Here is a 12,123-nt window from a genome sequence, read left to right as displayed (position 1 = left end):
TGCCGCGAGAGCCAAGCGCACGGAGTGCGCGCCAGGCGCGTGAGGGCCTTGAAATAGTCCAGGCCAATCGGTTCGCCCGATGCCCCTGGCGTGGCGCTCGGATGGAGCCTCGGGGAGGGGGATCGGAATCGAAAATGGGATCGTCCGCCCTGAACGGCCACGGTTCAGGTAAGGGTCCGGATATTCCCGCGCTTGCTCCAATTCCGGGCCTGCTGCACCCCTTTGCTCGACATCAGGACCCAGACGGCGAATGCCCGCTTGTCGTTTTGGTTTTGGTCGTTGAGGGTGTTGATCCCGTCCTCGGCCAAGGCGATGTAGCTGAGAGTATCCATTTTGTTAAGGCGAATCATGGGGTTGTAATCCGCCTCGTGTCGAGCGTTCTGGAGTTGGACAAAGGCATCCGCGAAATTTTTTATCCCCTGGGGGAAGGAAATGTTTGTCGCGGCTTGGCACGCGGTCTTGGCGGATCCGTGATCAAGGCTTCGGTAGACTTCGACCCATGCCCGATTCGGCCGGGCGGATTTGCTGGTTCCAACCAGGGAGTCGGCGCCGACCCGCGCCAGCGCATGGAAGACGGCGTAATAAGCCGTGCTGACGGCCCTGCGCAGGTCCGCCTGCTTGGGCTTCCTTTTTCCCTTCGCGTGGACGAGGGTTTGCGCCGTTGCGATCAGCTCCTTGGCGAGGGAAACGTCAGGCATGGCTTTCAACGAGGCGAATGATCGGGAACACGCCGTGCCATTCATCCCCCAGCGCGCTACGCACAAGCTCGGTCAGGCCAAAAAAGCGTCCCTTGAAATCGCTGGCCGTGGTGTCCGTGCTGAGGAACACCCGAATCACGAGGATCTCTTCTCCGGTCTGGTCGCTGCCGGGTTCCATTTCGATGTGTTCCACCTTGCCGGGGAACCGCTCGCGCATGACCGTTTCAACGGCCTGGCGGGCTTCGGTCTTCACAAGCATGATATCCCTCTTGATCCGATGGGGTGGAAAGAGGACAGGGCCTCGGCCGGGGTTTGCGGCCGGCCCGGGGGCATTGTGTTGAACCGGGGGCGAATTGGCCCTATGGTCCCGCGTTCACCGGGGATGCGTGTCCCCTTTCCGATCCGCCGAACGGACCGAGCATGAGCGACCTGTCCCATATCCGCAACTTCGCGATCATCGCCCACATTGACCATGGCAAGTCAACCCTTGCCGACCGTCTGATCCAATTGTGCGGCAACGTCGAAGACCGCGACATGAAGGAACAACTTCTCGATTCCATGGATCTGGAGCGGGAACGGGGCATCACGATCAAGGCGCAGACCGTGCGTCTGAACTATACGTCGCCGTCCGATGGCCGGACCTATCAGCTTAACTTGATGGACACGCCGGGACACGTCGACTTCGCCTACGAGGTCTCGCGCTCGCTCGCGGCCTGCGAGGGCTCTTTGCTGGTCGTGGACGCAAGCCAGGGCGTCGAGGCCCAGACCCTGGCCAACGTCTATCAGGCGATCGACGCCGGCCACGAAATCATCCCGGTGTTGAACAAGATCGACCTGCCCGCCGCCGAGCCCGAGCGCGTCAAGCAGCAGATCGAGGACGTGATCGGCCTCGATACCAGCGACTCGGTGGGCATTTCGGCCAAGACCGGCCTTCATGTCGATCAGGTCCTGGAAGCCCTGGTGCACCGCCTGCCGCCCCCCAAGGGGAACCTTGAGGCGCCGTTGCAAGCACTGCTGGTTGACAGCTGGTACGACTCGTACCTGGGCGTCATCACCCTGGTGCGCGTGCGCGAGGGCGTGGTGCGCAAGGGCATGCGGCTGCGCATGATGGCCACGGGTGCCGTCCATCTGGTTGATAAGGTGGGTATTTTTACCCCAAAGATGGTGGAAACCGACTCGCTGTCGGCCGGCGAGATGGGCTTCATCATGTCGGGCATCAAGAGCGTGGCCGACTGTCAGATCGGCGACACCCTGACCGACGAGCGCAATCCGGCCGCCACTCCGCTGCCGGGCTTCAAGCCCTCGGTGCCCGTGGTGTGGTGCGGCCTGTTCCCGGTGGACACCAGCGATTTCGAGGCGCTGCGCGACAGCCTGGCCAAGCTGCGCTTGAACGACAGCAGCTTCGAATACCAGGCCGACACCAGCGCCGCGCTCGGCTTCGGGTTCCGCTGCGGCTTCCTCGGCCTTTTGCACATGGAGATCATCCAGGAGCGGCTGGAACGTGAGTTCGACCTGGATCTGATCACCACCGCGCCCAGCGTGGTGTATCGCCTGTACATGACCGACGGCGTCATGTCCGAGCTGCACAATCCGGCCGACATGCCCGATCCGGCCAAGATCGATCACATGGAAGAGCCCTGGGTGAAGGCCACCATCATGGTGCCCGACGATTACCTGGGGCAGGTGCTGGCCCTGTGCACCGAGCGGCGCGGCATTCAGCTGGATCTCACCTATGCCGGCAACCGGGCGATGGCCGTGTACAAGCTGCCGCTCAATGAAATCGTGTTCGATTTCTACGACCGTCTCAAGTCGATCAGCCGGGGCTACGCCAGCTTCGACTATGAAATGAGCGAGTACCAGGAAAGCGACCTGGTGCGCATTTCCATCCTGGTCAATGCCGAACCCGTCGATGCCCTGTCGTTCATCGCGCACCGTTCCCAGGCCGAATACCGGGGCCGCCAGATCTGCGCCCGGCTCAAGGACCTGATCCCGCGCCATCTGTTCAAGATTCCCATCCAGGCCGCGATCGGCGGGCGGGTGATTGCCCGCGAGACCATCGCCGCCATGCGCAAGGACGTGACCGCCAAGTGTTACGGCGGCGACATCACCCGCAAAAAGAAGCTGCTGGAAAAGCAGAAGGCGGGCAAGAAGCGCATGCGTCAGTTCGGCAAGGTGGAAATCCCGCAGACTGCCTTCATCAGCGCCTTGCGCATGAACGACGAATAACTTTTTTCGCGACACGGGCCCGGGGGATTCCGCCCGGAACGGGGGCTCGCGCGCTGCCTCGGCCCCCGCGCGCGGCCGGAAAAGCCCGGCCTGCTGCAAGGGAAGCGCATGCATCTTCTGGCCGCCCAACCGGGACGCATCACCGACGGGAGCGAGGCGGTCGATCTCGGCCAGGATCCGGCCGAGATCGTGTTCGTGACCTCGGCCGACACCGAAATTGCCTGTCTCGCGGCGGCGCGCGCCTTGTGGCCCGATTGCCCGTCGGTGCGCGCGGCCAATCTGACGTGGCTGGGTCATCCCATGAGCGTGGATTTGTGGGTGGACCGGGTCGCCGCCGGCGCGCGGCTGGTGGTGGTGCGCCTGCTGGGCGGGCGCGCCTATTGGGATCATGGGGTCGAGCGCCTGCGGGCCCTGGCCCAGGAGGGCGGCCCGGCCCTGGCGCTCCTGCCCGGCGACGCGCATCCGGACGTGGATTTAAGCGGGCTCTCCACCTTGCCCGCGGCCTCCTTGCATCGCTTGTGGCGCTATTGGGTGGAAGGCGGCATCGACAACGCCGGCCAGTTCCTGCGCTATGGCGCGAGTCTGATCGGCCATCCGGCCCCCTGGCGCGAGCCCGCGCCCTTGCCGGTCGCCGGGGTGTGGGGGGCCGAACCCGATGTCGGCGAGTCGCGCTCGCGGGTGGCCGTGGTTTTCTACCGGGCCCTGGTGCAGGCCGGCGATCTGGCCCCGGTCACGGCCCTGATCCGCGCCCTGGAAGGGTTGGGGCACGCGGTTTTGCCGGTGTATGCCGCCAGTTTGAAGGATCCCCTGGCCGCCGCCCTGGTGGAAACCCTGCTGGATCGTCATCAGCCCCGGGTGGTGATCAACCTCACCGGCTTTGCCCTGGCCGCCCCGGGCGCACGGGTGGTTTCGCCCCTGCGGCCCGGGGGCGGCCCGGTTTTGCAGGCGGTGCTGGCCGCCACCACCGAGGAGGACTGGCGCCAGGGCTCCCATGGGCTGGTCGCGCGCGATATCGCCATGGCCGTGGCCCTGCCCGAGGCCGACGGGCATGTGTTCGCCCGCGCCGTGTCGTTCAAGGGGCCGGCCGGACACGATGGCGCCTTGCAAGCCGAACTGGCCTGTCACCGGCCGGTGCCCGACCGGGTGGATTTCGTGGCCCGGCTGGCCGCCGCCTGGGCCACCTTGCGCGCCACTCCGGCGGGCGAGCGCCGCGTGGCCCTGATCCTGGCCAACTATCCCAACCGCCAGGGACGGGTGGGCAACGGCGTGGGCCTCGATACGCCGGCCGCCGCGCACCGGGTTCTGGAAGCCCTGGCCGGGGCGGGTTACGACCTGGGGTCTTCGCGTCCGGGCGATGGCGCGGCCCTGATCGCGCGCTTGCGCCGTTTGCCCGGGGCGCGGGGTCCGGACGAGGCGGGGCCGGTATTCCTGGACCGCGCGGCCTACGAGTCGTTCCTGGCGACCTTGCCCGATCCGGTGCCCGAGGCCGTCACCGCGCGGTGGGGGTGCTTGGAGGAGGATCCGGCCTTCGACCGCGACCGGGGCGGTTTTGTCCTGTCGATTCTGGTGTTCGGGCGAATCGTGGTCGGCGTGCAGCCGGGGCGGGGCGCGACCGAGGATCCGGTGGCCGGCTACCATGATCCCAACACGCCGCCGCCGCACGGCTATCTGGCGTTTTATGCCTGGCTGCGCAGGGTCGCTTGCGTGCACGCGGTGGTGCATCTGGGCAAGCACGGCACCATGGAATGGCTGCCGGGCAAGGCCCTGGCCCTGTCCGGATCGTGCTTTCCCGAGGCGATCCTGGGCCCCGTGCCGCACCTGTATCCGTTCATCGTCAACGATCCCGGCGAGGGCACCCAGGCCAAGCGCCGCACCCAGGCGGTGATCATCGATCACCTGACGCCGCCCCTGACCCGGGCCGAGACCTATGGCGTGCTCGCCGACCTGGAACGGCTGGTCGATGAGTTCTACGACGCCGCCGCGGTGGATCCGCGTCGCCTCGGGGTGCTCAAGCGCGAGATCCTGGCCCTGGCCGGGCAGGCCGGGCTGCTGGCCGACCTGGGGCTGGAAGGCGGCATCGACGAGGACGGCGCCCTGGCCGCCCTGGATAATCATTTGTGCGATCTCAAGGACATGCAGATCCGTGACGGCCTGCATGTGTTTGGCTGCTCGCCCACCGGCGACCAGCGCCTGGACCTGCTGGTGGCCCTGGCGCGGGTGCCGCGCGGGAACCAGCCGGGCGACGCCGGCCTGACCCGGGCCCTGGCCGCCGACCTGGGCCTGGCGTTCGATCCCCTGGCCGCCGAGCTGGGGGCCCCCTGGGAAGGCCCGCGTCCGGCGGTGCTGGCCGCTCAGGACACGGCGGCCTGGCGCACGACCTCCGACACCGTGGAGCGGCTGGAGTCGCTGGCCCGCGCCCTGGTTGGCGGGACCGAACCGCCTGATCTGGCCTGGACGCGAACCCGGGCGGTGGTGGACGAGGTGGCGACTCGCCTGGGGCCGGCCGTCGATGCCTGCGGTCCGGCCGAGATCGAGGGCCTGCTGACGGGGCTGGACGGCCGATTCGTCGAGCCGGGCCCGGCCGGGGCGCCCACGCGCGGGCGGCCCGACGTGCTGCCCACCGGGCGCAACTTTCATTCCGTCGATCCCCGGGTGGTGCCGACTCCGGCCGCCTGGACCCTGGGGTGGAAAGCGGCCAACCTGCTTTTGGAGCGCCACTTGCAAGATCATGGCGAGTGGCCGCGCGCGCTCGTCTTGTCGGCGTGGGGCACCGCGACCATGCGCACGGGCGGCGACGACGTGGCCCAGGCCCTGGCGCTCATGGGGGTGCAACCGGTGTGGGATTCGTCCAGCCGGCGGGTGACGGGATTCGAGGTCATGCCCTTGTCGGTGCTCGACCGCCCGCGCGTGGACGTGACCGTGCGCATCAGTGGTTTTTTCCGCGATGCCTTTCCCGGCCTCATTGATCTGGTCGATTCGGCGGCGCGGGCGGTGGCGGCCCAGGCCGACGAGCCGGCCGCGCTCAATCCCCTGGCCCAGCGGGTGCGCGAGGAAACCGAGTCGTTGCGCGCCCGGGGGATCGAGGGCGCCGCCGCCCGCCAGCGCGCCGGGGCCCGGGTGTTCGGGGCGCGGCCCGGGGCCTATGGCGCGGGACTCCAGGCTTTGATCGACGAATGCGGCTGGGAAACCGATGCCGACCTGGCCCGGGCCTATGTGGCGTGGGGGGGCTATGCCTATGGGGCGGGCGTCAACGGCGAGGCGGCGCACGGGCTGTTCGAGGCCCGCCTGGGCCAGGCCGAGGCGGTGGTGCAAAACCAGGACAACCGCGAACACGACTTGCTGGATTCCGACGATTACTACCAGTTCGAAGGCGGCGCGGCGGCGGCGGTGCGCTTGTTGTCCGGGCGCCAGCCGGCCTTGTACCACGGCGACACCAGCCGCCCCGAAACGCCCCGCCTGCGCACCCTTGAAGAGGAAATCGCCCGCGTGGTCCGGGCCCGGGTGGTGAACCCGAAATGGATCAAGGGCGTGATGCGTCACGGCTACAAGGGCGCCTTCGAGATGGCGGCCACGGTCGATTACCTGTTCGCCTTCGCCGCCACCGCGCGCACGGTCAAGAACCACCACTTCGACCTGGTGGCGCAAGCCTATCTGCTGGACGATCCGGTGCGCCGGTTCCTGGCCGAGAACAACCCCGAGGCCCTGGCGGACATGGCGCGGCGGCTGCTGGAGGCGCTGGACCGGGGCCTTTGGCGCCCGGCCCGCAACGACATGGCGCCCACCCTGGCCGAACTGGCGCGCGGCGCGGCCCGGGCGTCGTGAAGGGGCCAGGAAGGGCCAGGCCAGGGGATCCGGCGCCGGTCGCTGCCGCTTTCCCTCGTCCCTTCCCTCAGGGGCAGGGCCGGTTGCCTTCCTGGTCGCGTTCCTCGATGTAGGTTTTGTAGCGCATGTCCTGGCCGATGACGTGTTCGACGAACCATTCCTTGACCGTGGTGGCGATCTCGGCCGGATCGTCGATGGCATGGGCCGCGACCCGGGCAATCAAGGCGCGCATGCCGTCTTCCAGGCAGCGGTGTTCCTCGCGGTGATCGGGCAGGGCCGGATAGGCCATTTCCTCCAGAAGCGCTTCCTCGCGCCGGTGATGGGCGCATCCCACCTCCAGGATGTGTTCCAGGGACCCGATCAAAACGGCCCCCTTGCAGTCGTCGTTGATGGCATCAATCAGCAGATTGATTTCGGCAAGGAGACGTTCGTGGTCCTCGTCGATTCGCGCGTCGCCCATCCGGTAAGCCTCGCTCCAGACCAGATAAGGCACCGGAGCCGGAACCGGGGAAGGCTGTTCCCCCTGGCGACAAGGGGACCGCGCGGGATCGGCGCTCATCCGAACAACAGATCGATTTCGTCTTGGCTGATGCCCGCTTCCTTGTCCTGGGGGCCGTTCAGTAGACGTTTGTCGGTATCGGCGGCGCGGGTTTCCTCGGGTTCGAACGGCAGGTCGCGGAAGGTATCGCGGCCCCAGATGGCCATCATGCGGTCCACCCGCTGTTCGACGTACTTCATGGTGTTGACCACCTTGGTGATGCGCTGTCCGGTGAGGTCCTGGAAGTTACAGGCCTCGAACACGCCGACGGTCAGTTCCTGGATTTCGTCGGCCAGGCGGCGGATGTAGCTGTCTTGTTCCTGGGACTGGATTTCGGCGGCCAGGTTGGCCATGCGCTCGACGTGGTCAAGGATGGTATCGGTGGCGTTTTCCGTGGCCTCGACCACCGAATCAAGTTCGTCGGTCACCGTGCTGAGGCGATCGCCCTTGTCGGTTTCCGCCACCAGCAAGGCGATTTCCTTCTTGGTGGTTTCGATGCTGTGGGCCAGGGCGTTCAGCTCGATCTTGAGCATCCGTACCTCGGCGCGCTCTTGATCCATGCGGCTGCGCAGGGCGTCGGCCTCGGGGTTGGGCGCGGGGGCATCCGGTTTCGCCGCCGCCTTGGCCTCGGGGGCCAGGCCCTGGCCGAGGGCCAGCACATCCGCATGCAAGGCGAGGATGGCGCTCATCAGATCGGCCATTTCAACCGGGGCTTTGTCGGCGTGCCCCTGGTGGCGTCGGCGCTGCAACTCAACGGCGAATGGTCGTTTGTCCCCGGTTCGCGACATACGCAAGGCTCCTTACCCGAAAAGGCGACGACAAGCCCATGCCATTGTCTTCATGTCTTGTCGGAAGGTCAATCACGCTCATCGCCTTTTGGCCGTCTTTGTGGGGCAAGAGGTTGGAACAGCCAACGGGAAGACGGAACGTGCGCTTCCGGCGACCGTGCGGTACAATAAGATGGGGAAGGAAGGACCGATGCATCCAAACGCAGGGGCTCGGTGACAAGAAGAATAAACCACCCCGGCCATCATGCGCCGGGGGAGATGGGGCGTACAGCGATCCTTGCCATGCATGTAGAACGAAAGCTGGCTGAATATCTGGAAAGCCTTGATGACGGGGCTGCCTATTTCGACGCCGATGACCGTCTGGTCTTCCATAACTCCCGCTATCTGGCTTTATTCGAGAACCTGCGCCCGATTCTGGTGCCCGGGGTAACCTTTGCCGACATCGCCCACGGCCTGGTCGAGGTGGGCTACGTGGATCCCGGGATCGATGGCGGGGCGTCGTGGGTGCGCGAGCGGCTGGCCCAGCGCCAGCGAGGGCCAACGGAAATCCGCCTGGCCAACGGCCACTGGGCCGAGGTGCGCAACATTCCGTTTTCCGACGGCACCTTGATGACCACCGTGCGCGACATCACGGCCATGAAGCTGAAAGCCGAGGAGCTGGCCGAAAGCAACCGTCGCGTCTTGGAAATCGAAAACCGTCTGGCCCGGGCCCTGGAATCAACCACCCAGGGATTTTATCTGTGCGATGCCGACGATCGGGTGGTTTTGTGCAATGGCAAGGTCACCGAACTGTTGCCCGGCCTGAAGCCTCCCACCCCGACCACGACTTATTACCAGATGATGAGCCTGGCATGCCTGCTGGGCGCGATCCCGGCGGCGCGACGCAATCCCCAGCGCTGGCTGGGCTTGTGCATGGCCCGCCACCAGTCGCCGCGCGGGCCGTGGGATTTCATCAACGGCAAGGGCCGGTGGGTGCGGATCATGGAATCCCTGACCCCCGAGGGCGGGCGCGTCGGCGTCATGATCGACATCACCGCGACCCGCAAGGCTTCCGACATGGCCCGCCAGCGCGAACAGCGCCTGGACGGCATCATGCGCGCCATGGTTGATGGCGTGATCGTGTTTGACGACAAGGGGATCATCCAGTCCTTCAACCCGGCGGCCGAGCGCATGTTCGGCTACCGCGCCGACGAGATCGTGGGCGCCTCTGTTTCCATGCTGATCCCGGGGCGTCTGGGCGGACGGCCGGGCAGCCTTGCCACGGCCTTGCGCACCAGGCGCCTTGACCGGCTGCTGGGGCGGGGACGCGAGGGCACCGGCCGGCGCCGCAAGGGCAGCACCTTTCCGGTCGAAATCACGGTCAGTCAGGTCGACCTGGATGGGCAGACCATCTACACGGGCATCGTGCGCGACATCACCGAGCGCAAGAAGGCCGAGGACCGTTTGCGCGAAAGCGAGGAGCGCCAGGCCCTGGCCCTGTCGGCGATCAACGAGGCCATCGTGGACTGGGATGTCGAAAGCGACATCGTCACCTATTCCGATCGCATCCGCGACGTGATCGGGCTCAATCCCGAGGTTTCCCGTTCGTCGCTCGTCTGGCTTTCCCTGATCCATCCGGCCGACATCGAGCCTTTCCGCCACGAGCTGCGCCGCCTGCTGAAGGGCGAAACCGAAGTTTTTTCGATCGAGTATCGCCTGGCCCGGCCCAAGGACAAGGACGAAACATGGATCCGTCACCAGGCGACGGTGCGAAGGCGGGCCGACGGGTGGGTTACTCGCATGACCGGATCGGTGGCCGATGTCACCGACCGGCGCAAGGCCCAGGAACGCCTGATGGAAGCCAAGGAGCAAGCGGAAATCGCGAGCCGCGCCAAGTCCGAATTCCTGGCCAACATGAGCCACGAGCTACGCACGCCCTTGAACGCGATCATCGGGTTTTCCGAGATTATCCAAAACGAAATGTTCGGTCCGGTTGGCGCCCGTCAATACAAGGACTACGCGGTCAACATCAGCGAATCCGGGCGTCATCTCCTGGACGTGATCAACGATATCCTGGACGTGAGCCGGGTTGAGGCCGGACGCATGCGCATTTTTCCCGAACGGGTCGATGTGCATCGCCTGTTGGAATCGGTGCGCCGCCTGATCGGCCAGCGCGCCCAGGCGGCCGGCGTGACCTTGGAAATCCTGGCCGAGGAGCCGCTGGAGCCGATCCTGGGCGAACCGCGACGCCTGAAGCAGGTTTTGATCAATCTGATCGGCAACGCCATCAAGTTCACGCCCGAGAAGGGCTTCGTGCGCGTGTGGGCGCGCCCGGATCCCCTGGTCCAGGCGTTGCTGATCGACGTGAGCGACACCGGCATTGGCATGGCGCCCGAGGATATCCCGGTGGCCTTGCAGCCCTTCGGGCAGGTGGATGGCACGCTCGCGCGCCGCTACGAAGGCACCGGCCTGGGGCTGCCCCTGTCCAAGGCCCTGGTCGAGCTGCACGGGGGGACGCTTTCCCTGGAAAGCCAGCCCGGCCAGGGGACAACCGTGCGCATGAGCCTGCCCGTCGCCCCCCCCGACTTCGGGTAACGGCCCCGGCTCCCCGTGGGCATCCCGGGGCCGCTGGTGGAAAAGGCAGGTCCCCGAGAGGGCTTCAGTCCCGGGCGGCGTCGAGGGCGGCTTCCAGGTCCCAGGTCAGATCTTCCGGGTCTTCCAGCCCCACGGAAAGGCGCACCAGGCCGGGCGTGATGCCCTGGGCGGCCTTGTCGGCCGGGTCCAGGCGCTGGTGGGTGGTGGTGGCGGGATGACAGGCCAGGGATTTGGCGTCGCCCAGGTTGTTGCTGATGTCGATGAGCTGGAGCGCGTTCAAGAACCGGTAGGCCGCCTCTTGCCCCCCCTTGAAGTCCAGGGCCATGAGCCCGCCGCCCGAGCGCATCTGACGAACCGCGAGCGCGCGCTGGGGATGGCTGTCCAGGCCCGGGTACCACACGGCGGCCACGGCCGGATGCGCCTCGGCCACCCGGGCCAGGGTCAGGGCGGTGGCGGCGTGGCGGGCCATGCGCAGCCCCAGGGTTTCCAGGCCCTTGAGGAATACCCAGGCGTTGAAGGGCGACAGGCACGCCCCGGTGTGGCGCAGGAAGGGGCCCAGGTGTTCCTCGTCGAAGGCCATGCCGCACACGATCACGCCGCCCAGGCACCGGCCCTGACCGTCGATCCACTTGGTGGCGGAATGCACGACCACGTCGGCGCCGTGCTCCAGGGGGCGCTGGACCACGGGCGAGGCCACGGCGTTGTCCACGATCACCGTGGCCCCGGCCGCGTGCGCGAGGGCGGCGACGGCGTGCAGATCGGTCAGGCGCAAGGCGGGGTTGGAGGGCGTTTCCAGCAGCACGGCCCGGGTCGGGCGGGCCAGCGCCCGCGTCCATCCGGCCTCGTCGGCGGCCGCGACGACCTCGACCTCGACTCCGTAGCGGGGCAACAACTCCTCCGCCACCCACGAGCACGATCCGAACAGCTCGCGCCCCACCACCACCCGGTCGCCGGCGCGGACCTGGCACAAAAGGGCGGCGGTGACGGCGGCCATGCCGCTGGCGGTGGCGCGGGCCACGCAGCCGCCTTCCAGGGCGGTCATCCGCTCCTCGAAAACGCTCAAGGTCGGGTTGCGAAACCGGGAATACACATAGCGTTCCACCGAGCCATCGAACGCGGCTTCGGCGGCTTCGGCCGCGTCGTAGACATAGCCCGAGTTCAAGAACAGAGCTTCGCTGGTTTCCTGGAACGCGGTTCGATCCAGGCCGCCCCGCACCATGAGGGTGTCGGGGTGGAACGGGCGCGAAACGGGACGGGTCATGGCGGCAATCTCCGTGAAACAGGTCTTCCGGCGCACAAGGCCGGGACTTGCGTCACGCGACCCTTTTAGCGGTTTATTTTACGTGGGCGCAAGCCGGTCTCAAATCCCCACGGACCCAACGGTAACGGCGGCGAGGGGAGGGCGTCAAGGGGCGTCGCCAGGGCAATCAGGGTAATCGGGTGAAGCCCTGGATACCCTTGGAGGAGGGTTCCCCAA

General features: G+C 66.9%; 8 protein-coding genes and 1 riboswitch. Of the genes, 3 read left to right on the top strand and 5 right to left on the bottom strand.

Annotated elements, in window-relative coordinates; all coding sequences use genetic code 11:
* Nucleotides 1–164: 164 nt before the first annotated feature.
* The gene (locus ROR02_RS14490) at nt 165–698 is read right to left on the bottom strand and encodes a hypothetical protein (RefSeq protein WP_174823035.1); all 534 of its coding nucleotides are present in this window, start codon (nt 696–698) and stop codon (nt 165–167) included.
* Complete coding sequence (locus tag ROR02_RS14485; RefSeq protein WP_147164759.1) at nt 691–957, bottom strand: hypothetical protein; 267 nt, start codon at nt 955–957, stop codon at nt 691–693. The genes ROR02_RS14490 and ROR02_RS14485 overlap by 8 nt, the downstream gene beginning before the upstream one ends.
* A gap of 161 nt (nt 958–1,118) precedes the next feature.
* Between ROR02_RS14485 and lepA the strand changes: the two genes are divergently transcribed.
* Complete coding sequence (gene lepA, locus ROR02_RS14480; RefSeq protein ID WP_147164758.1) at nt 1,119–2,924, top strand: translation elongation factor 4; 1,806 nt, start codon at nt 1,119–1,121, stop codon at nt 2,922–2,924.
* A gap of 108 nt (nt 2,925–3,032) precedes the next feature.
* Complete coding sequence (gene cobN / locus ROR02_RS14475) at nt 3,033–6,746, top strand: cobaltochelatase subunit CobN (protein ID WP_147164757.1); 3,714 nt, start codon at nt 3,033–3,035, stop codon at nt 6,744–6,746.
* Between the two features lie 67 nt (nt 6,747–6,813).
* Here cobN and ROR02_RS14470 read toward each other — a convergent pair whose 3' ends face one another.
* Together ROR02_RS14470 and ROR02_RS14465 are read right to left on the bottom strand one after the other, a co-directional pair.
* Complete coding sequence (locus ROR02_RS14470; protein ID WP_147164756.1) at nt 6,814–7,305, bottom strand: bacteriohemerythrin; 492 nt, start codon at nt 7,303–7,305, stop codon at nt 6,814–6,816.
* On the bottom strand, nt 7,302–8,072 hold the full coding sequence (locus ROR02_RS14465; protein WP_147164755.1) for a protein phosphatase CheZ: 771 nt from the start codon (nt 8,070–8,072) through the stop codon (nt 7,302–7,304). Before ROR02_RS14465 ends, ROR02_RS14470 begins: the two co-directional genes overlap by 4 nt.
* Before the next feature lie 282 nt (nt 8,073–8,354).
* Between ROR02_RS14465 and ROR02_RS14460 the strand changes: the two genes are divergently transcribed.
* On the top strand, nt 8,355–10,646 hold the full coding sequence (locus ROR02_RS14460; RefSeq protein ID WP_246135569.1) for a PAS domain S-box protein: 2,292 nt from the start codon (nt 8,355–8,357) through the stop codon (nt 10,644–10,646).
* A gap of 64 nt (nt 10,647–10,710) precedes the next feature.
* Here the strand turns inward: ROR02_RS14460 and metZ are convergent, their stop codons facing one another.
* A complete protein-coding gene (metZ, locus tag ROR02_RS14455; protein WP_147164753.1) occupies nt 10,711–11,907 on the bottom strand; it encodes an O-succinylhomoserine sulfhydrylase in 1,197 nt (398 codons plus the stop codon).
* A gap of 44 nt (nt 11,908–11,951) precedes the next feature.
* A riboswitch (SAM riboswitch) is annotated at nt 11,952–12,028 on the bottom strand.
* Between the last annotated feature and the right edge of the window lie 95 nt (nt 12,029–12,123).

Origin of the sequence: Pararhodospirillum oryzae, from assembly GCF_007992075.1 — a bacterium.
Taxonomy (GTDB): Bacteria; Pseudomonadota; Alphaproteobacteria; order Rhodospirillales; family Rhodospirillaceae; genus Pararhodospirillum; species Pararhodospirillum oryzae.
This window is presented reverse-complemented; position numbering and strand designations above follow the sequence as displayed.